The organism is Allosphingosinicella sp. (genome assembly GCF_046295735.1).
In the GTDB taxonomy this organism is placed as follows: domain Bacteria; phylum Pseudomonadota; class Alphaproteobacteria; order Sphingomonadales; family Sphingomonadaceae; genus Allosphingosinicella.
The window spans coordinates 146939-166399 of the sequence record NZ_JBKBMQ010000005.1; the positions used below are offsets into that span (position 1 = coordinate 146939).

15 protein-coding genes and 1 tRNA gene are annotated in these 19461 nt (G+C 71.1%); 12 read left to right on the plus strand and 4 right to left on the minus strand.

Annotated elements, in window-relative coordinates:
• The first annotated feature begins 385 nt into the window (after positions 1 to 385).
• The 4 genes from ACK4K7_RS06520 (at position 386) to ACK4K7_RS06535 (ending at position 3740) form a co-directional block, all read left to right on the plus strand.
• A complete protein-coding gene (locus ACK4K7_RS06520) occupies positions 386 to 1585 on the plus strand; it encodes an AI-2E family transporter (RefSeq protein ID WP_431864506.1) in 1200 nt (399 codons plus the stop codon).
• Between the two features lie 67 nt (positions 1586 to 1652).
• Positions 1653 to 1729 (plus strand) — tRNA-Asp (locus ACK4K7_RS06525).
• 105 nt (positions 1730 to 1834) lie between these two features.
• Complete coding sequence (locus ACK4K7_RS06530) at positions 1835 to 3190, plus strand: AmpG family muropeptide MFS transporter (protein ID WP_431864508.1); 1356 nt, start codon at positions 1835 to 1837, stop codon at positions 3188 to 3190.
• A gap of 190 nt (positions 3191 to 3380) precedes the next feature.
• Positions 3381 to 3740, plus strand: a complete 360-nt coding sequence (locus ACK4K7_RS06535) for a response regulator (protein ID WP_431864510.1) — start codon at positions 3381 to 3383, stop codon at positions 3738 to 3740.
• Positions 3741 to 3746: 6 nt separating this feature from the next.
• On the opposite strand, the gene ACK4K7_RS06540 is transcribed toward ACK4K7_RS06535, so the two are convergent.
• A complete protein-coding gene (locus ACK4K7_RS06540) occupies positions 3747 to 4676 on the minus strand; it encodes an L-threonylcarbamoyladenylate synthase (RefSeq protein ID WP_431864511.1) in 930 nt (309 codons plus the stop codon).
• A 44-nt stretch (positions 4677 to 4720) separates the two neighbouring features.
• Here ACK4K7_RS06540 and ACK4K7_RS06545 point away from each other — a divergent pair, with 44 nt between their 5' ends.
• The gene (locus tag ACK4K7_RS06545; protein WP_431864512.1) at positions 4721 to 6424 is read left to right on the plus strand and encodes an acyl-CoA dehydrogenase; all 1704 of its coding nucleotides are present in this window, start codon (positions 4721 to 4723) and stop codon (positions 6422 to 6424) included.
• A 6-nt stretch (positions 6425 to 6430) separates the two neighbouring features.
• On the opposite strand, the gene ACK4K7_RS06550 is transcribed toward ACK4K7_RS06545, so the two are convergent.
• Positions 6431 to 7627 (minus strand): hypothetical protein, encoded by a 1197-nt coding sequence (locus tag ACK4K7_RS06550; protein WP_431864513.1) that lies wholly within the window; start codon positions 7625 to 7627, stop codon positions 6431 to 6433.
• A gap of 196 nt (positions 7628 to 7823) precedes the next feature.
• Between ACK4K7_RS06550 and tyrS the strand changes: the two genes are divergently transcribed.
• Together tyrS and ACK4K7_RS06560 are read left to right on the plus strand one after the other, a co-directional pair.
• Positions 7824 to 9041 (plus strand): tyrosine--tRNA ligase, encoded by a 1218-nt coding sequence (gene tyrS, locus ACK4K7_RS06555; RefSeq protein WP_431864514.1) that lies wholly within the window; start codon positions 7824 to 7826, stop codon positions 9039 to 9041.
• Between the two features lie 200 nt (positions 9042 to 9241).
• Positions 9242 to 9529: a GIY-YIG nuclease family protein gene (locus ACK4K7_RS06560; protein WP_431864516.1), complete on the plus strand. Its 288-nt coding sequence runs from the start codon at positions 9242 to 9244 to the stop codon at positions 9527 to 9529.
• 219 nt (positions 9530 to 9748) lie between these two features.
• On the opposite strand, the gene recG is transcribed toward ACK4K7_RS06560, so the two are convergent.
• Positions 9749 to 11827: an ATP-dependent DNA helicase RecG gene (recG, locus tag ACK4K7_RS06565; RefSeq protein WP_431864518.1), complete on the minus strand. Its 2079-nt coding sequence runs from the start codon at positions 11825 to 11827 to the stop codon at positions 9749 to 9751.
• Between the two features lie 71 nt (positions 11828 to 11898).
• Between recG and ACK4K7_RS06570 the strand changes: the two genes are divergently transcribed.
• The 5 genes from ACK4K7_RS06570 to ACK4K7_RS06590 all read left to right on the plus strand — a co-directional run bounded on the left by ACK4K7_RS06570 (position 11899) and on the right by ACK4K7_RS06590 (position 17238).
• Complete coding sequence (locus tag ACK4K7_RS06570) at positions 11899 to 12165, plus strand: succinate dehydrogenase assembly factor 2 (RefSeq protein ID WP_431864520.1); 267 nt, start codon at positions 11899 to 11901, stop codon at positions 12163 to 12165.
• Positions 12162 to 15740 carry a transcription-repair coupling factor gene (mfd, locus tag ACK4K7_RS06575; RefSeq protein ID WP_431864522.1) on the plus strand — a complete coding sequence of 1193 codons (3579 nt, stop codon included), beginning with the start codon at positions 12162 to 12164 and terminating at the stop codon, positions 15738 to 15740. Before ACK4K7_RS06570 ends, mfd begins: the two co-directional genes overlap by 4 nt.
• 74 nt (positions 15741 to 15814) lie before the next feature.
• Positions 15815 to 16561 carry a sulfite exporter TauE/SafE family protein gene (locus ACK4K7_RS06580; protein ID WP_431864524.1) on the plus strand — a complete coding sequence of 249 codons (747 nt, stop codon included), beginning with the start codon at positions 15815 to 15817 and terminating at the stop codon, positions 16559 to 16561.
• Positions 16562 to 16609: 48 nt separating this feature from the next.
• Positions 16610 to 16750, plus strand: coding sequence for a hypothetical protein (locus tag ACK4K7_RS06585; protein WP_431864525.1), 141 nt, complete (start codon positions 16610 to 16612; stop codon positions 16748 to 16750).
• 140 nt (positions 16751 to 16890) lie between these two features.
• On the plus strand, positions 16891 to 17238 hold the full coding sequence (locus tag ACK4K7_RS06590; RefSeq protein ID WP_431864527.1) for a hypothetical protein: 348 nt from the start codon (positions 16891 to 16893) through the stop codon (positions 17236 to 17238).
• An 84-nt stretch (positions 17239 to 17322) separates the two neighbouring features.
• Here ACK4K7_RS06590 and ACK4K7_RS06595 read toward each other — a convergent pair whose 3' ends face one another.
• Positions 17323 to 19356, minus strand: coding sequence for a putative bifunctional diguanylate cyclase/phosphodiesterase (locus ACK4K7_RS06595; protein WP_431864528.1), 2034 nt, complete (start codon positions 19354 to 19356; stop codon positions 17323 to 17325).
• Positions 19357 to 19461: the final 105 nt, after the last annotated feature.

Consider the following 19461-nt stretch of genomic DNA (forward strand, 5'->3'; position numbering starts at 1 on the left):
TCGGTCTCCACCGGCAGAGCCTCTCCGAAAACGCACCCACCCCCAAGCCCTCCCTGCGTGCGGGGAGGGGAGCCTGTGTCGCCCAGCACAAAAAAGCTTTCCTACAGGCGAACCGATATGGTTCAATTGCCCGAATGAGAAGTACACCTCGCCTTGATTCGCCCTTCCCCAATCGCCGTGCCCCCGCTCGCCCGAACCGGCCCAACGTCACCGCGCCCCCATTGATCGCCCCGGTCGATCGAAATCCCGCCACTGATCGACGGGATTTTTCCCGCACGCCGAACCTCCCTAACCTTTCGCGCCTCCCCCGGCTCTTCTCAGCCGGGATCGAAACGGGCATGGTCGGGCGGCGGCGATCGGTCCGCGGGCGAGAGGGTCTGGGTGGATGAACGACGTGGGCCAGAGCCAGCCGGCGCCGCCGGCGCCGCCGGTGCACGAGCAGGAGAGCGAATCGGCCGCGATCGCCTTCCGGCGCGACCGGCTGCTCGCCGCTCTGACCCTGATCGCCGGCGCCGCCTTCGCGCTGGCGCTGCCCTTCGCGCTGCGGGCGGGCGCCGAATTCTTCCTGCCGGTGACGGCCGCGCTCGTGATCGCCATCGCCATGGTGCCGCTGCTCGAATGGCTGGAGCGGCGCCGGGTGCCCTCGGCGCTCGCCTCGCTGCTGTGCATCCTGCTGTTCATCGCGGTCGCCAACATCGCGGTCGTCTCGATCCTCATCCCGATGACCGAATGGGTGCGGCTGCTGCCCGAACGGATCGGGCGCATCCAGCAGACGCTGGCGCCGCTGTTCGACGTCTATGCGAGCCTCGAGGAGTTCATCGAGGACATCGTCTCCGAATTCGGACGCGCCCCCGCCGGCGCGCCGCAGACGGTGACGGTGGAAACGCCCAACAGCATGCTCTCGATCATCGCCACCTCGGCGCCGTTCGCGGTCATCCAGATGCTGTTCGCGGTGCTGCTCATTTTCTTCTTCCTCGCCGGCTGGACGCGGATGCGCCAGCGCACCATCACCAGCCGCGGCAGCTTCGACGGGGCGATGACCACCGCGCGGGTGATCCAGCAGGTGGTGGACGCGACCTCCACCTATCTCGGCACCATCACGATGGTGAATATCGGCCTCGGCCTCGTCGTCGCCTTGGCCCTCTATCTGATCGGCATGCCCACGCCCCTGATGTGGGGCGGCATCGTCGCGGTGCTGAACTACATCCCCTATCTCGGGCCGCTCGCCGCCACCCTGCTGCTGGCGCTCGGCGGGCTGATGGCCTTTCCCGATCCCTGGCAGGCCTTCCTGCCGGTGCTCATCTATTTCAGCATCAACCTCGTCGAGGCGAACGTCGTGACGCCGACGGTGGTGGGCAAAAGGCTCACCATCAATCCGATGCTGATCCTGCTGGCGCTCAGCTTCTGGGCCTGGGTGTGGGGGACGACCGGCGCGCTGCTCGCCGTTCCCATCCTCATCATCATGCGCACCGTGCTGGAGGCGGCGGGCAAGCCCGACATCGCCGGCTTCCTGTTCGAGGAAGGGACGCTGATCAGCGCCCATCACGAGGAGCCGCACGATGCGCCCGCGCCCGTCCGCGAATGAATTTGCGCCGGGCGCCGACGCTTGCTTGACAGGCTCCGGCGCCTCCACTACCTCGCCGCCATCCCATGCGGGTGTAGCTCAGTTGGTTAGAGCGCCGGCCTGTCACGCCGGAGGTCGCGGGTTCGAGCCCCGTCACTCGCGCCACCTTCTTCAAGGTCGGCGCCCCCCCACCTTCAGCCGAACGGATGATGCGCCAGACCGTGCGCGAACGGGCTGGCGGGCGGCCGGCTTGCCGCTAGAAGGATGACTATGGATCAGCCGAGTTCAACCGCGCCCGCGGGCTGGCGCAGCAAGCTTCCCGAAGGCGTTCGTCCCTATTCCGAACCGGCGCCGCTCGCGGCCCTGTTCCTGGGCATGTCGTCGGGCTTCCCGTTCGCGATGATCGGGGCGACGCTCACCACCCGGCTCGCGCAGGACGGCATCACCAAGAGCACGGTGACCGCCTTCGCGCTGACCTTCCTCGCCTACAATTTCAAATGGCTGTGGGCGCCGATCGTCGACAATGTCCGGCTGCCGCTGATCGGCCGCTACGGGCAGCGCCGGTCCTGGCTGTGGGTGATCGGCCTGTTCGTCATCGCCGCCGTCTGGTTCCTGGGCAGCGTCGATCCCACCCGCTCGATCGCCACCGTGGCGCTGGCCGCCATCCTGGTCGGCATCGCCGGCGCGACGTTCGACATCATCATCGACGCCTACCGCATCGAACTGCTCGAGCCGCGCCAGCTCGGCGTCGGCTCCGGCATGTCGCAATATGGGTGGCGGATCGGCGCCGCCGCCGCGGGCGCGCTCGGCCTCGTTCTGTCAGCCCGCTACGGCTGGACCTTCGCCTATATCGCCTGCTCCGCCTTCGCTCTGCCCGCGATGCTGGTGGGCGTCTTCATGGGCGAGCCGGCGCGGCACCGCGATCCGGCGCCGGTGCGCGGGATCGGCGACGCGGTGATCGCCTATTTCAGCCCGCTGATCGAATTCCTGAAGCGGCAGGGCGCGCTGCTCGTCCTCTTGTTCGTGCTCATCCACAAGATCGGCGACACGCTCGCCAATCTGACGCTGCGGCTGCTGTTCGAGGATCTGGGCTTCACCAACGACGAGATCGCCTTCTACGACGTCGGCGTCGGCTTCGTCGCGCTGCTGATCGGCGTGTTCGTCGGCGGCATCATGTACGCCCGGATGGGGATGAAGCATGCCGTGCTGGTCAGCCTCATCCTGATGGCGGTGTCCAACTTCGGTTTCGCCCTGCTCGCCGCCGCCGGCCACAGCAACGAGATGATGGCCGCGGTCATGTTCTTCGAGAATTTCGCGAGCGGCATCGGCGGCGTGACCGTCGTCGCCTATCTTTCGGCGCTCTGTTCGCTGCGCTTCACCGCCACCCAATATGCGCTGCTGTCGGCGCTCGCCAGCATCGCCGGCCGCTTCCTCACCGGGACGACCGCCGGCGGGCTGATCGAATGGATGGGCTATGTGAACTTCTACCTGCTCACCACCGCCATCGCTTTCCCCGGCATCATCCTGTTCTGGTTCATGATTCGCTCGGGCCTGGTCGATTCCTCGATCGGTTCGGCCGGCAAGGAGGGAGAGGGAGACGCGCGCGCCGACCGTCAGCCCAAGTGACCGGAACAGCGGTTTTTCGCGGCTCGACAGCGGCGGCGGGAGGCGGCATAGGGCGGCTCCGCTGCCGCGCGGGGCAACCTGCCCCGCCAGGGCGGATGCCAATGGAACCGTGCCCGCCGGGTGCGGTTGAGCATCTGCCGACCGGCGGCTGCAAACCGAATGTGGGACGTCGAGTGCTCTTATGATCCTGGTGGTTGATGACGATGAGAGCGTTCGCACGATGATCGGCCGCGCGATCACGGAGCTCGGCTATCCGGTGCACGAGGCGCCGGACGGCGAATCGGCGATCGCGATGGTGCGCGAGGGACAGATCCAGCTCGTGATCCTCGATTATGTCATGCCCGGCATGGACGGCGCCGAGACCGCGCGCCAGATCGCGAACATCGATCCCGATCTCCCGCTCATCTTCTCCACCGGCCATTCGGCGCTGCGCACCCTGCGCAGCGCCGCCGGCGAGGACGTGTCGGTGCTGGAAAAGCCGTTCACCCTCGACGAACTCGGCGACCTCATCCAGGAAAAGCTGGCCGAGCGGAAGCGCAAGCCGCTCTGAAGAAAGTCAGCGCGGCGCCGCCGCCCGGCGCAGCCGGTCGTTGATCGCCGCGCCGAGCCCCTCCTCCGGGATCGGCGCGACGGCGATGGCGTCCTGCCCCGAAGCTTCGGCCCGGTGCAGCGCCTCGAACAGCCGCGCCGCCGCCTCGACGGGCTTGGCGCCGAGATGATCGTCGCCTTCGATGTCGCCATAGCCGATCAGCCATTCGCCGGGACGTGCGGTGCGGGCGTCGAGCCGCAGCGGCTGCCGCGGCGCATAATGGCTCGCCATCTGGCCGGGCGCCTCGATCCGCTCCGCCGGCGCGGGCGCCGCCGCGACGCCGAGCTCCGCCGCCGTCACCGGCCCCGGCCGCAGCAGTCGGACCTCCCCGTCTGCGGGCGCGACGATGGTGGATTCGAGGCCGATCGCCGATGACCCGCCATCGATCACCAGCGCTACCCGCCCGGCGAGGCCGTCGGCGACGTGGCGGGCGCGGGTCGGGCTGATCCGCCCGCTCGCGTTGGCCGACGGCGCGGCGAGCGGCCGGCCGGCGGCGGCGAGCAGGTCCCGCATCGCCGGATGGGCGGGCGCCCGGACCGCCACCGTCGGCAGGCCGGCTGTGACGAGCCCGGCGATCCCCGCCTCCGGACGGAGCGGCAGGACGAGCGTCAGCGGCCCCGGCCAGAAGCGGCGGGCGAGATCGCGCGCCGTGTCGTCGAACAAAGCGATCCGCTCCGCTTCCGCGAGCCCCGGCACATGGACGATCAGCGGATTGAAGCTCGGCCGTCCCTTGGCGGCATAGATGCGCGCCACCGCTTCGCCCGAGGTCGCGTCGGCGGCGAGGCCGTAGACCGTCTCGGTCGGCACCGCCACCGGTATGCCGGCGCGGACCAGCGCCGCCGCCTCGGCGATCGCCTCCGGCCCGTACGGCACAATGCGGGTGTTTTGCGGGTCCACGGCGCCGCGCTATAGCCGGGGCCGAGCACAAGCAAGGGATGCCCATGACCTACACGCCCCCCGTCGCCGAGCAGAAGTTCCTCCTGCGCCACATCGTTCGGCTCGACGAACTGTCCGGCCACAACGCCTTCGCCGACGCGAGCGATGACGTGGCCGACGCGATCGTGGAGGGTGCGGGCGCCTTCGCCGCGGCCGAGTTCGCCCCGCTGAACCGGCCCGGCGACCAGACCGGCGCGCGGTGGAGCCCGGAGGGCGTGAAGATGCCGGAGGGCTTCCACGCCGCCTACCGGGCCTATGTGGAAGCGGGCTGGGGAACGCTGGCCGGCCCGCCCGAACATGGCGGACAGGGCCTGCCGCTCACCCTCGCGACGGTGGTGATGGAGGATCTGGGATCGGCCAACATGGCCTTCTCGCTGATCATGATGCTGACGCCGGGCGCGGTCGAGGCGCTGAAGCACCATGGATCGGAGGACCTGAAGCGGACCTGGCTCCCCAAGCTCGTCACCGGCGAATGGAACGGGACGATGAACCTCACCGAGCCGCAGGCGGGCTCCGACGTCGGCGCGCTCAAGACACGCGCCGAGCCGGCCGGCGACGGCACCTACCGGATCAAGGGCCAGAAGATCTTCATCACCTTCGGCGAGCACGACCTCACCGACAATATCGTCCATCTGGTGCTCGCCCGGCTTCCGGACGCGCCGGCAGGGACGCGCGGCATCTCGCTGTTCCTGGTGCCCAAATACCGGCTGGACGGGACGTTCAACGACGTGCGCTGCGTGTCGATCGAGCACAAGCTCGGCATCCACGCCTCGCCCACCTGCGTCATGTCGTTCGGCGACGAGGACGATTGCCGCGGCTTCCTGATCGGCGAGGAGAATCGCGGCATGGCGGCGATGTTCACGATGATGAACAATGCCCGCCTGAACGTCGGCCTCCAGGGCGTCTCGATCGCCGAGCGCGCCACCCAGCAGGCGGCGGCCTACGCGCTGGAGCGGGTGCAGGGCGCGCGCGAAGGCCGCGGCGCGCGGATCATCGAACATGCCGACGTGCGCCGCATGCTGCTGCGGATGAAGGCGCTGACGCAGGCGGCGCGCGCGCTCACTTACTACACCGCCGGCCAGACCGACCGTGCGAGCCTCGGCGATGCGGCGGCGAAGGCGCGGGCGGACCTGCTGACGCCGCTGGTCAAGGCGTGGGGCACCGATGTCGGCGTCGAGGTCGCGAGCCTCGGCGTGCAGATCCATGGCGGCATGGGCTTCGTCGAGGAAACCGGCGCCGCCCAGCATTATCGCGACGCCCGCATCGCGCCGATCTACGAGGGAACCAACGGCATCCAGGCGGGCGACCTGGTCGGGCGCAAGCTGCCGATGGACGGCGGCGCCGTGTTCCGCAGCCTCCTCGCCGACATCCGCGCCGAGGCGGCGGACCATCCGCCGCTGCTCGCGCTGGTCGACGCCTGCGAGGAGGCCGGAGCGCACCTCCTCGCCGCCGCGCCGGACGACCGGATGGCGGGTTCCTACCCCTTCCTGACGATGCTGTCGGTGGCGACCGCGGGCTGGCTGATGGCGCGCCAGCTGCGGCTGCTGGACGAGGCCGAGGCGGCGCCCGACTTCAAGGCGATGAAAGCCGCCGCCTGCCGCTATGTCCTCGATCAGCTCGTGCCCGAAGCCGCCGGGCTCGCCGCCCAGGCCAAAGCGGGCGCGGACCTGCTCTACGCGCTTGGCGACGAGGCCTTCGCCGCGGCCTGACGCCCGTCAGACCACGCGGGCGAGGGCGTGCTGGCGCCGGCCGACCTGGCGATAGATGCGCGGGCCGAGGTCGAGGCGGAAGGCGCCCATCTTCTCGGCGGGCGGCTGGGCCTCGCGGCCGACCAGCCAGGTGCGGCTGGTCTGGCCGATCCGCCCGTCGGCCCATTCGTAGAAGACGTTGAACGCCACCAGCGGCACGAACAGGCTGCGCTCCTGGACGCGGATCGGGCGCACGGCTTCGAGCGGCATCATCACCCGGCTGTTCGCGCGGGCCTCCATCCCCGGCGGGATGGACAGGCCCTGCCCCGCCTGGCTCGGCCCCATGCGGAAGAAGGCTTCGATCTCGTTCTCGGCGGCGGCGTTGAACATGCGCGCCTCGATGCGGACGTTGCGGGCGTCGACCTTGCCATCGTTGCGCACCACGAGCTCGAACTGGACCTCGGTCTGCTTGTCGGTGGCGGCGGCGCGCTGCGGCGCGAAGTCGAGCTCCAGCCACGGCCGCGGCTCTGGTATGGAGACGGTGGCGACCGGCTCCGGCCGCGGTTCCGGCGCCGGTACAGGCGGGGGCGCGGGCACCGCCTCGGCGAATTCGGTCCGGCGGCGGCGGCGGAAGGCCAGCCAGGCGACGAGCCCGAGCAGCCCCGCGCCGAGCGGGTAGAAGAGCCAGGCGAGACCCGAACCGGATGCGTCCGGAACGGCCGCGGGCGGCGCGGGCTCGGCGGGCAGCGCGGGCGCCGGGTCCACCGGCACCGGAGCGCTGTCGAACAGCGGCGGCGGCGGCGCGTCGGGGAGCGGCGGGGGCGCGACGTCGGGCAGCGGCGGAGGCGCGCCGCGCTCGGCCGGCTCGGCCGCGCGGGGCTGGGGCTGGGGCGCGGCCGCGCGCGGCGGCGCCGTTTCGGCCGGAGCGGGGCGCGGCGGGGGGCTCGCCTGCGGCTCCGCCTGGCGCGGGGCCGGCGCGGGCGCGGGCGCCTGCTGGACCGGTTCGGGGCGGGCCGGCGCGATCACCGGCTCGTCCTGCGGCGGCCGGGGCTGCGGGCGTGTCGCCGGCGCGTCCAGGCGGAAGTCGCGCAGCTGCGGCGGGCCGACCGCGTCGCTGTCCTGCGCCGCGGCTGGGCTCGCCGCCGCCAGCGCCGCGAGCGCGGTCCCGCCCGCCCATGCCGCCTTCAGCGCTGCTCGCGCGCCGCTTGCCCTTCTGCTGCTCATGATCTCGGTTCGTCCCCCGGCCGCGCGTTCGTCGGGCCTAGCCTCACATAGGAGGAAAAGCGCGCTTGTGAACGCCCGTCAATTTCCGCTCGCTGAACGGGGCGCCTGCTGCGGCGGATCGGCGTCCGCGAGGCTTGGGCACATCGGCAGCGCGCCCCTTTCCCCTCAACCGCCGCCCGTGCTAACCGCCCCGGCCATGAGCCCGTACAAATCCCGCCTCCTGCGCCTGCTCGACGAGCGTGGCTATATCCATCAGGTGACCGATGCCGAGGGACTCGACGCGCTCGCCTCGGCGGGGGTGGTGACGGGCTACATAGGCTTCGACCCGACCGCTCCCTCGCTCCATGTCGGCAGCCTCGTTCAGATCATGCTGCTGCGCCGGCTGCAGCAGGCCGGGCACAAGCCGATCGTGCTGCTGGGCGGCGGCACCGGCAAGATCGGCGATCCGAGCTTCAAGGACGAAGCGCGCAAGCTCGCCACCGAAGAGACGATCAAGGCGAACATCGCCTCGATCCGGCGCGTGTTCGCCAATTTCCTGACCTTCGGCGACGGGCCGACCGACGCCGTCATGGTCGACAATTCCGAATGGCTCGACGCGCTCATGTACATCCCGTTCCTGCGCGAGATCGGCCAGCATTTCTCGGTCAACCGCATGCTGAGCTTCGACAGCGTGCGCCTCCGGATGGAGCGCGAACAGTCGCTGTCCTTCCTCGAATTCAATTACATGATCACCCAGGCCTACGACTTCCTGGAGCTCGAGCGCCGCTTCGGCTGCCGGCTGCAGATGGGCGGATCGGACCAGTGGGGCAATATCGTCAACGGCGTCGAGCTCACCCGCCGCGCCGACGGCGAGCAGGTGTTCGGCCTGACGACGCCGCTCATCACCACCGCCGACGGCGGCAAGATGGGCAAGACGATGGCGGGCGCGGTCTGGCTCAACGCCGATCAGCTCAGCCCCTATGATTACTGGCAGTTCTGGCGGAACACGCAGGACGCCGACGTCGGCAAGTTCCTGCGCCTGTTCACCGATCTGCCGCTGGACGAGGTCGCCCGGCTGGAGCGGCTCGAGGGCGCCGAGATCAACGAGGCGAAGAAGGCGCTCGCCGATGCCGCCACCGCGATGGCGCACGGCCCCGCCGCCGCCGCCGAGGCCGGCGAGACGGCCCGGCGCACCTTCGAGGAAGGCACCGCCGGCGAGGCGCTGCCGACGCTCAAGGTCGCGGGCGAAATCTCGCTGGTCGACGCCCTGCTCGGCCTCGGCCTCGCCCCCTCCAAGAACGAAGCCCGCCGCCTGATCGCGCAAGGCGGCGCCAAGGTCGACGGCGAAAAAGCCGGCGAGGACCTGACGATCCGCGTCGAGCGTGAGGTGCGGGTGTCGGCCGGCAAGAAAAAGCACGGCGTCCTCACCCCCTGACCGCCCCCCCGTCGTCCCGGCGAAGGCCGGGACCTCACCCCCGACCTCTGAGCCCCGCACCAAGAGGCCCCGGCCTCCGCCGGGGCGACGACAGGGGACCGCCCCCCACCACCCAACCCCGTCATCCCGGCGAAGGCCGGGATCTCACCCCCACCAAAAAAACCCTGGCCCCCGCGCTCCGACGGCGGCATCCTGCCCGGATGAAAGGCGGCTGGGTCTACATCATGACCAATCGGCCCGGCGGCGTCCTCTATATCGGCGTCTGCGCCGACCTTGCCGCCCGGGTCGCGCAGCATCGCGACGGCAGCGGATCGGCCTTCTGCCGCCGCTACAATCTGAAGCGGCTGGTCTATGCCGAACCTTATCCCACCATCGACGAGGCGATCAGCCGCGAAAAGGCGATGAAGGAATGGCATCGCGCATGGAAGATTCGCCGGATCGAGGAGACCAATCCCGCCTGGGACGACCTGTGGGAGACGATCCTCTAACCCCGTCGTCCACCCACCCTCGTCCCGGCGAAGGCCGGGATCCCGGCCCGGAACCCGGAGCCCTGCACCAAGAGGCCCCGGCCTTCGCCGGGGCGACGGTTGGGGATCGCCACCTCGCCCGCCCAACCCGTCATCCCGGCGAAAGCCGGGATCTCACCTCCGACCTCCGAACCTCGCCGAACCCAGGCCCCGGCCTCCGCCGGGGCGACGGTGCCCCCCTCACCCGCCCCTGAGCAGCCCCACCGCCGCGTCGCGTTCCATCAGGTAGAGCAGCACCCGCGCCGCCCGGCCGCGTTCCCCTTCCAACCCGCCGTCGCGGTCGACCAGCAGGCGGGCGTCGTCGGTCGCGGCCTGGATCAGGTCCTGGATCAGCTCGGGGGTGGCCAGCCGGAAATTCGCCTCGCCCGACTGGCGCGTGCCCAATATCTCGCCCGCGCCGCGCAGCCGCAAATCCTCCTCGGCGATGCGGAAGCCGTCATTGGTCTCGCGCATCAGCGCGAGCCGCGCCCGCGCCGTTTCGCTGAGGCCGTTGCCGCGCAGCAGCAGGCAGACCGACCGCTGCGAGCCGCGCCCCACCCGGCCGCGCAGCTGGTGGAGCTGGGCGAGGCCGAACCGGTCCGCGCCCTCGACGATCATCAGGCTCGCGTTCGGCACGTCGACGCCGACCTCGATCACGGTGGTGGCGACCAGCACCGCGAGTTCGCCCGCCTGGAAGGCGGCCATCACCGCATCCTTCTCCGGCCCCTTCATCCGCCCGTGGACGAGGCCGATCTTGTCGCCGAAGCGCAGCCTCAGCACCTGCGCCCGCTCCTCGGCGGCGGCCTGGTCGCTGGCCTCGCTCTCTTCCACCAGCGGGCAGACCCAATAGGCCTGGCGCCCCGCCTCGATGTGGCGGCCGAGCGCGGCGACCACCTCGGGCAGCCGCTCCACGCTCATCACCCGCGTCTCGATCGGCTGGCGGCCGGGCGGCATCTCGTCGAGCCGGGAGACGTCCATCTCGCCATAATGGGTGAGCGTCAGCGTCCGCGGGATCGGCGTCGCGGTCATGACGAGGAGGTGGGGCGGCCGCTCGGCCTTGGCGGCGAGCATCATCCGCTGGGCGACGCCGAAGCGGTGCTGCTCGTCGACCACGGCGAGGCCGAGGCGCCGATAGGCGACCGACTGCTGGAAGATGGCGTGGGTGCCGACCAGGATGTGGATCGACCCGTCGGCCAGGCCCATCAGGGTCGCCTCGCGCGCCCGCCCTTTCTCGCGGCCGGTCAGGATCGCGACGTTGACGGGTAGCCCCGCCAGCTGGCGCGTCAGCGTGTCGAAATGCTGGCGGGCGAGGATTTCGGTCGGCGCGAGCAAAGCCGCCTGCGCCCCGGCCTCGACCGCCGCCAGCATCGCCATCAGCGCGACCAGGGTCTTGCCCGATCCGACGTCGCCCTGCAGCAGCCGGAGCATCGGCACCTCCTGCTGGAGGTCGCCCTCGATCTCGGCGATCGCCCGGCTCTGCGCCCCGGTCGGCGCATAAGGCAGGCGGAGCGCGCCGCGCAGCCGCCCGTCGCCGCGCAGCGGCACCCCCCGCCGCCGTCGCGACGAGGCGCGCACCAGGGTCAGCGCGAGCTGGTTGGCGAAGATCTCGTCATAAGCCAGCCGCTCCCGCGCCTTCGCCTCCCCTCCCGCAGGCGGGGGGGAAGGCTGCGTCCCATGCGCCGTCGCCAGCGCCTCGGCCCAATCGGGCCAGCCGCGCCGGTCCTTGAGGCTCGGCTCGATCCATTCGCCGAGCGGCGGCGCCCTCCCGAGCGCCTGGCGGGCGAGCTGGCCCATGCGGTGGTTGGTGAGCCCCTCCGACAGCGGATAGACCGGCTCCCGCTCCGGCACCTCCGCCGCCGCCTCCGGCTCCAGCACATGGTCGGGATGGACGATCTGCAGCTCCTGCCCGTACATCTCCATCCGCCCCGACACGAATTTCGGCGCGCCGATCGGCAGCTGCTTCTTCGCCCATCCCGGATTGTTGAAATAAGTGAGCGTCAGGTAATTGCCGGCGCGGTCGGTGGCGAGGACGCGGAACGGGCTGCGCGGCCCGCCCTGGCGATAATCGACCGGCGTCACCGTCACGGCCACCACCCGCCCGGCATCGGCCATGTCGAGCGTCTCGATCCGTTTCCGGTCGATCCAGTGGGTGGGCAGGTGGAACAGGATGTCCACCACCCGCGCCAGCCCCAGCCGTTGCAGCGGCCGGGCGAGCTTGGGCCCGATGCCTTTCAGCACCTCCACCTCGGCGAACAGCGGATTGAGAATGTCGGGGCGCATAACTAGATGGGCCACTCGATATCCAATGCCGGCCGGCCGCGCCAGCGCCGCCGCTTTCCTTATGGGATGAGATGAACCGCGCCGACCGCCTGAAACGACTGCGCTTCCGCGCCTGGCATCGCGGGACGAAGGAGGCCGATCTGCTGATCGGCGGCTTCTTCGACCGCCACCACGCCGGTTGGGACGCGGAGGAAACCGCCTGGTTCGAGACCCTGCTCGAGGAGCAGGACGTCGACATCATGGCCTGGGCGATCGGCACCGCCGCCCCGCCCGAGCGCTTCGACGGGCCGATGATGCGCCGGCTGCGCGCGCTCGACTATATCGAGCATCCCGAGTGAGCGATCTTCAGCGGATCCTGGCCGCGCGCGCGCCGATGACGCTCGCCGGCGCGCCGGCGGGCTTCCTGCCCTGGCTCGCGGCCGACCTCGCCCGCGCCGCCGGGGTCCGCAAGACGGGCGGCCGCGCCGTCTTGATCGCGCCCGACGAGGCGGCGATGCGCGCGGTCGCCGACGCCGCCTCCTACTTCGCGCCGGAACTCGAGGTGCTGAGCTTCCCGGCCTGGGACTGCCTGCCCTACGACCGTTCCTCGCCTTCGCTGCGCTCGACCTCCGAGCGGCTGGCGACGCTGCACGCGCTCCAGCGCCGCGGCACCCGGCCGCAGCTTCTCGTCACCACCGTCAACGCCGCGCTCCAGCGCACGCTCACGCCCTTCCGCATCCGCCAGCTCGTCGCCAGGCTCGCGCCCGGCGAGCGGATCGACCTCGCCCGCCTCACCGCCCTGCTCCAGGCCAACGGCTATTCGCGCACCGACACCGTCGCCGACGCCGGCGAATATGCGGTGCGCGGCGGCCTCGTCGATCTGTTCCCGGCCGGCGAGGCGCAAGGCCTGCGGCTCGATTTCTTCGGCGACGAGATCGAAAGCGTGCGCCTGTTCGATCCCGCCACCCAGCGCAGCACCGGCCGCGTCGACGGCTTCACGCTCCTGCCCGCCTCCGAAACCCTGCTCGACGAAGCGAGCGTGAAGCGCTTCCGCTCGCACTATCGCGAGCTGTTCGGCGCGCCCGCCACCGGCGATCCGCTCTACCAGGCCGTGTCCGACGGCCGCCGCATCGCCGGCATCGACCATTGGCTGCCCTTGTTCGAGGAGCGGCTGGACACGTTGTTCGACCATCTCGGCCCCGACGACATCGTGGTCCGCGACGCCGGCGACGCCGCCGCGGCCGAGGCGCGGTTCGAGGCGATCGACGATTATTACCAGAACCGCACCCGCGCCCAGTCGAACGATCCGGGCAGCTACCGCCCGCTGGAGCCCGCCGCCCTCTATCTCTCCCGCGCCGAGTGGGAGCGGCTGGTGGCGGAGCGCCCGCTCCATCTCGCCACCCCCTTCTCCGAGCCGGACAGCGCCGCCGTGCTCGACTTCGCCGTCGCTTCCGCGCGCGATTTCGCGCCGGAGCGGGCGCAGGGCGTCAACATCTACGAAGCGGTGATCGACCATGTCGCCGATCTGCGGCGGCGCAAGAAGAAGGTCGTGCTCGCCAGCTATTCCGCCGGCGCGCGCGACCGCCTGAAGGGCCTGCTCGCCGATCACGGGCTGACGAACGTCGTGGAGGCGGAGAGCTGGCAGGAAGCGCTGGGCCTTTCAGCTCCTCCCCGGAACGGGGAGGGGGACCAGGCGAAGCCTGGTGGAGGGGGCCCGGCGGCGGCGCACCTCAGAGGTGGGCCCCCTCCACCCCCCTCCCCGTCCCGGGGAGGAGCGGGCGCCGTCGCGCTCGCCGTCATCCAGCTCGATCACGGCTTCACCTCCGCCGAGGTCGCGCTCCTCACCGAACAGGACATGCTCGGCGACCGGCTGGTCCGCCGCCGCAAGCGCAAGAAGAGCCAGGACGCCTTCCTCAGCGAGCTGGCCACCCTCACCCCCGGAGACCTCGTCGTCCATGCCGATCACGGCATCGGCCGCTTCGAGGGGCTGACCCGAATCCCGGTCGGCACCAGCCCGCACGATTGCGTCGCGCTCGAATATGCGGGCGGGGACAAGCTCTACGTGCCGGTCGAGAATATCGACATCCTCTCCCGCTACGGCTCGGAGAGCGAGGGCGTCGCGCTCGACCGGCTCGGCGGCGAAGCCTGGCAGCGCCGCAAGTCGCGGATGAAGGAGCGGATCCGCGAGATCGCGGGCGAGCTCATCAAGACCGCCGCCGAGCGGGCGCTGCGCCCCGGCCAGGTGGCGGAGCCCGACACCGGCTTCGCGGCCTTCGTCGACCGCTTCCCCTATGAGGAGACCGAGGACCAGGACCGGGCGATCGGCGACGTCGTCGCCGATCTCGGCGCCGGCCGGCCGATGGACCGGCTGGTCTGCGGCGACGTCGGCTTCGGCAAGACCGAGGTCGCGCTCCGCGCCGCCTTCATCGCCGCCATGGCCGGCATGCAGGTCGCGGTCGTGGCCCCCACCACTCTCCTCGCCCGCCAGCATTTCACCCATTTCAAGGAGCGCTTCCAGGGCTTCCCGATCGAGATCGGCCGCCTCTCCCGCCTCGTCCCCGCCGCCGAGGCGAAGGCGACCCGCGACGGCCTCGCCTCCGGCCATGTCGACATCGTCGTCGGCACCCACGCCATCCTGTCGAAGGGCGTCGAATTCAAGCGGCTCGGCCTCGTCATCGTCGACGAGGAGCAGCGTTTCGGAGTCACCCACAAGGAGCGGCTGAAGGCCCTGAAGGCCGACGTTCACGTCTTGACGCTGACCGCAACTCCCATCCCGCGCACGCTCCAGATGGCGATGTCGGGTCTTCGCGAGCTTTCGGTGATCCAGACCCCCCCGGTCGACCGGCTGGCGGTGCGCACCTACGTCATGCCCTGGGACCCGGTGGTGGTGCGCGAGGCGCTGCTGCGCGAACATTATCGCGGCGGCCAGAGCTTCTTCGTCGTCCCCCGCATCGCCGACCTGCCCGACATCGAGCAGTTCCTGCGCGAGGAGGTGCCCGAGGTCCGCTATGTCGTCGCTCACGGCCAGATGTCGCCGACCGAGGTCGAGGAGCGGATGTCCGCTTTCTACGACAAGAAATATGAAGTGCTGGTCTCGACCACCATCGTCGAAAGCGGGCTCGACATCCCCTCCGCCAACACGCTCGTCATCCACCGCGCCGACCGCTTCGGCCTCGCCCAGCTCTACCAGCTGCGCGGCCGCGTCGGCCGGGCGAAGACCCGCGCCTACGCCTATTTCACGACGCCCGCCGACCGGCTGATCACCGAGACCGCCGACAAGCGCCTGCAGGTGCTCGCCAATCTCGACAGCCTCGGCGCCGGTTTCCAGCTCGCCACCCACGATCTCGACATTCGCGGCGCCGGCAACCTGCTCGGCGACGAACAATCGGGCCATATCAAGGAGGTCGGGTTCGAACTCTACCAGTCGATGCTGGAAGAGGCGATCCTGGAGGCCAGGTCCGGCGGCCTCGCCGTGCCGCGCGACCAGTTCTCGCCGCAGATCACCGTCGACGCGCCGATCATGATCCCGGACGATTACGTGCCCGATCTCGATCTGCGCATGGGCCTCTACCGCCGCATGAACGCGCTCGAGAATCGCGGCGAGATCGACGCCTTCGCCGCCGAGATGATCGACCGCTTCGGCAAGCTCCCGCCGGAGACCGACAATCTGCTCAAGGTGATCGAGATCAAGCTCAATTGCCGCAAGGCCTGCGTGGTGAAGCTCGACATCGGCCCGAAGGGCGCGCTGGTCCACTTCCACAACGACCAGTTCCCGGATCTCGAAGGCCTGATCGGCTACGTCCAGCGCCTGCAGGGCACCGCCAAGCTCCGCCCCGATTCGAAACTGGTCATCTCCCGCGCCTGGCCCGACGCCCCGGCGCGGGTGAACGGCGCCCTCCAGCTCTCCCGCGGCCTCGCCAAAATCCTCGCCTGACCCTTTCGAAATCCCGCGCGCCTTTTGCGGACGAAGGGAGTAGATTGGCGCCGGACTGACAAGAGGGGGTGGTGATGACCTTCGCCGATCTGGTGCCCTTCATCATGATCGGCTTCGCCGCGCAGCTGATCGACGGCGCGCTCGGCATGGCGTTCGGCGTCATCTCCAACACCCTGCTGATCGGCATGGGCGTCCCGCCCGCCGCCGCCTCGGCGAGCGTGCACACCGCCGAAAGCTTCACCACCGCCGTCTCGGGCGTCAGCCACATCGCCCATCGCAACGTCGATTGGCGGCTGTTCGGCCGGCTGGTCGTCCCCGGAGTGATCGGCGGCGTGCTCGGCGCCTACGTTCTGACCCGGATCCCGGTTTCGGCGGCGCGGCCGATCGTCCTTGCCTATCTCGCCGCGATCGGCCTCTACCTCCTCTGGCGCGCGCTGCGGCGCGAGGCGGCGGAGCGCCGGGCGAAGGTGGTGGCGCCGCTCGGTCTCGCCGGCGGCTTCCTCGACGCGGCCGGCGGCGGCGGCTGGGGGCCGATCGTCACCTCCAACCTGCTCGTCCAGGGGATGAGCCCGCGCAAGGCGATCGGCACGGTCAACACCGCCGAATTCTTCGTCACCGTCACCATCTCGGCCACCTTCATCGCCGCGATCGGCCTCGAAGCCTTCACCGTCGCCACCACCGGCCTGCTGCTCGGCGGGGTGGTCGCCGCCCCGTTCGGCGCCTTCCTCGCCGCCCGCGTCCGCCCCCGCCTCCTCATGCTGATGGTCGGCGCCGTCCTCACCCTCACCAGCCTCTACGGCATCTGGCGCGTGCTCGCCTGACCGGACCTTTCCGCCCGCCGCCTCGTTGCAGCGGGGAGGAGGACCGCAATGCCCGACCGCGAACCCCACGCCCACGACGCCTCCGGCGAACTCAGGCCGTCGCGCAATTCGAAGAAAAGCCTGCTCGGCTGCTTCGCCCTCGTCATCGTCGTCCTGATCGTCCTCGCCATCTTCCTCGGCCCGCGCTGAGGGGCGCGCCTCAACTTCGTGTCGTAACCGGTCGAGAACGAACGAGAGTCCGTTCGGCCTGAGCCTGTCGAAGGCCGACTCTTCCCACGCCGGAAAAAACCATTTTCCTACACCCCCGCCCCGAGCGCATAAGCTGGCGGATGAAGCCCGAGCACCATCCCGCCGCCGGCCGCATCCGCCGGGTCCCGGCCTTTTTCCGCATCCGCTTCCGCCCGGTTCCGGTGAAGGCGCGCCATGACGGCTGGACGCCGGAGCGCCAGCGCGGCTTCATCGACCGGCTGTGCGTCACCGGCTGCGTCGCCCGCTCCGCCCGCGCGGTCGGCAAGGCGCCGCAAAGCGCCTATCGCCTGCGCGGGCATGCCGGCGCCGCCGGCTTCCGCCGCGCCTGGGACGAGGCGCTCGCCGCCGGCCGCTCCTACCAGGTCGACGTCGCGATCGACCGCGCGCTGAACGCCGGGGCGGCGACAATCTCCTCATCGCGGTGCTGAACGGGCTCGGCCGCCGTCCGCCGGGCTCCGATGCCCCGGACGTTGAGAATTAAGGGCTTTTCGACGTGAACCGCCGCGCCTTCGTCACCTTTGCGCCGCCGCCACCAGCTCCGCCAGCGCCGCGCTCGTCACCGGCGGGGCGCACAGGAAGCCCTGGTAGAGGTTGCAGCCTTCCTGGGCGAGCAGGCCCAGTTGCTCCTCGGTCTCCACCCCTTCGGCGATCACGCCCAGGCCCAGCGATCGCGCCATGTCGATCACGCTGCGCACCACGATCCGGTCGCGCACCGATCCGGCGATGTCCTCCGACAGCCTTTTGTCGATCTTCAGATAGTCCAGCGGCAGCGCCTTCAGATAGGCAAGGCTCGAATAGCCGGTGCCGAAATCGTCGATCGCCACCCTCAGCCCCCCCTCGCGGAACTGGGCGAGCAGGGTGGCGGCGGTGGCGAGGTCCTCGATCAGGCTGCCCTCGGTCACCTCCACCGTCAGCCGCGCCGGATCGAAGCCGCTGCCCCGCACCCGCTCCAGGAACTGCGCCGCGAAGCCGGGGCGGACGATGTCGGCGGCGGTGATGTTGACCGACAGGCGCAGCCCCGCCAGCGCCTCCGGCCAGGCAGCGGCGGCGCGGATCGCCTTGGCCTGCACATGATCCGACAGCTGGGCCAGATAGTCGGAGCGCTCGGCGACGCTGAACAGGGTCGCCGCGCCGAGCTCGCCGAGCTCCGGGTGGCGCCAGCGCGCCAGCGCCTCGGCGCCGACGATCCGCCCCGTCGCCACCGCCACCAGCGGCTGGAAGCGGATGTCGATCTGGTCCCGGTCGAGCGCGCGGCGGAGGTCGATCTCCAGCCGGTCGCCGAGCGCGCTCCCGCCCGGCGCCTCGCCCTCGGCGACGTGGATTGGCGCGCTGTCGGCGCTCTTGGCCTCGGCCAGCGCCGCGGTCGCCCGGCGCAGCAGGCCGGCGGCATCGTCGCCCGCCGCCGAGGCGACCACCCCCGCCCGGCTGCCGAGCGTGATGACATGGTCGCCGGACATGAACGGCCGGCCGATCGCCTCGATCGCCTGGCCGGCGAGGAAGCGGCCCTCGGCGAGGCCGGTCGGCGCGGCGAGCAGCACCGCGAACTCGGCCCCGCCCATCCGCGCCACGAAGCGCCGGCGGTTGTCGGCGTCCACCGATCGCTCGATCCGCCGCGCGACGCCCTGCAGGACGGCGTCGCCGGTGGCGCGGCCGAAGGCGCCGTTGATCGCGTCGAACCGGCTGACGGCGAGCAGGATCAGCACCGCTCTGGGCTCGCCCGCCTCGGCGCGCGCCAGCTGCTGGGCGATGCGGCTGCGCGCCGCCCGCGCGTCGCCGACGCCGGTCATCGGGTCGCGCCCGCGCCACTCGCCGTGGCCGGCGCCGTCCAGCGTCTCGGTGCGCCCCACCACCTCGCCGCCGGTCTGGCCGAGCCGGACATGGTGGGCGAGCCGCGCCCCCTCCCCGCCCTGATGGGCGAAAGCGGTCGCCTCGCCGGTCGCGACCAGCCGGTCGATCGCGCCGCGCGCCGCCCTGCGCCCGTCCGTGTCGAGCTTGCGGAACAGCTCCATCAGGCTGATCCGCCGCCCGGCATCCTCGCCCAGCCCCGCCTGCCGGGCGAGCGCGGGGCTGAGCTCCACGGTGCGCGATCCCGGCTGCCAGCGCCAGCTCGCCGCCTGCCCGTCCTCCTCGGCCCGCCGCCGCGCCGGCAGCCCGCCGCCGGCCCGCTCGGCATGGCGCTCGGCGAAGCGCAGCGCCTGCAGCAGATGCGCCTCGCTGAACGGGCTCACCAGGAAATGGGTGGCGCCCAGCCGGTGCATCTCGTCGAGCGCGCCGCCGTCGGTGCGGGACAGGAGGACGAGCAGCGCGGCCGCGTTGATCTCGGCCGCCTGAGCGAGCGCCTTCACGCCTTCCCGCCCTTCCTCCAGCGCGCCGCGCGCGTCGACCAGCGCCACCGCCGCGCCCGACGCGATGAAGCGCGCCTCGGCATTGGCGGCGCGGCGGGCGGCGATCGGCTGCCACCCCGCCGCCTCGGCGAGCCGGCTCAGCTCGTCGCGATGGCGGAAGGAAAGGATGAAGAGCGGCGCCGAAGGTGCGGCAGCATCCATCTCGACCTTCACCTCCACGCGCACCCCCGGCCGAAGCGGCCGCCCGACAATCCATCTACTCCGCTCGTCCGCCCCCGCCAATGGCCGCGCGCCGGCCGCCCCTTT

Coding starts and splice junctions, on each gene's coding strand:
- ACK4K7_RS06570 (WP_431864520.1), top strand. CDS start 11,899: ATGAACCGCGCCGACCGCCTGAAACGACTGCGCTTCCGCGCCTGGCAT.
- ACK4K7_RS06580 (WP_431864524.1), top strand. CDS start 15,815: ATGACCTTCGCCGATCTGGTGCCCTTCATCATGATCGGCTTCGCCGCG.
- ACK4K7_RS06590 (WP_431864527.1), top strand. CDS start 16,891: ATGAAGCCCGAGCACCATCCCGCCGCCGGCCGCATCCGCCGGGTCCCG.
- recG (WP_431864518.1), bottom strand. CDS start 11,827: ATGCGCCCCGACATTCTCAATCCGCTGTTCGCCGAGGTGGAGGTGCTG.
- tyrS (WP_431864514.1), top strand. CDS start 7,824: ATGAGCCCGTACAAATCCCGCCTCCTGCGCCTGCTCGACGAGCGTGGC.
- ACK4K7_RS06585 (WP_431864525.1), top strand. CDS start 16,610: ATGCCCGACCGCGAACCCCACGCCCACGACGCCTCCGGCGAACTCAGG.
- ACK4K7_RS06520 (WP_431864506.1), top strand. CDS start 386: ATGAACGACGTGGGCCAGAGCCAGCCGGCGCCGCCGGCGCCGCCGGTG.
- ACK4K7_RS06545 (WP_431864512.1), top strand. CDS start 4,721: ATGACCTACACGCCCCCCGTCGCCGAGCAGAAGTTCCTCCTGCGCCAC.
- ACK4K7_RS06560 (WP_431864516.1), top strand. CDS start 9,242: ATGAAAGGCGGCTGGGTCTACATCATGACCAATCGGCCCGGCGGCGTC.
- ACK4K7_RS06530 (WP_431864508.1), top strand. CDS start 1,835: ATGGATCAGCCGAGTTCAACCGCGCCCGCGGGCTGGCGCAGCAAGCTT.
- ACK4K7_RS06550 (WP_431864513.1), bottom strand. CDS start 7,627: ATGAGCAGCAGAAGGGCAAGCGGCGCGCGAGCAGCGCTGAAGGCGGCA.
- ACK4K7_RS06595 (WP_431864528.1), bottom strand. CDS start 19,356: ATGGATGCTGCCGCACCTTCGGCGCCGCTCTTCATCCTTTCCTTCCGC.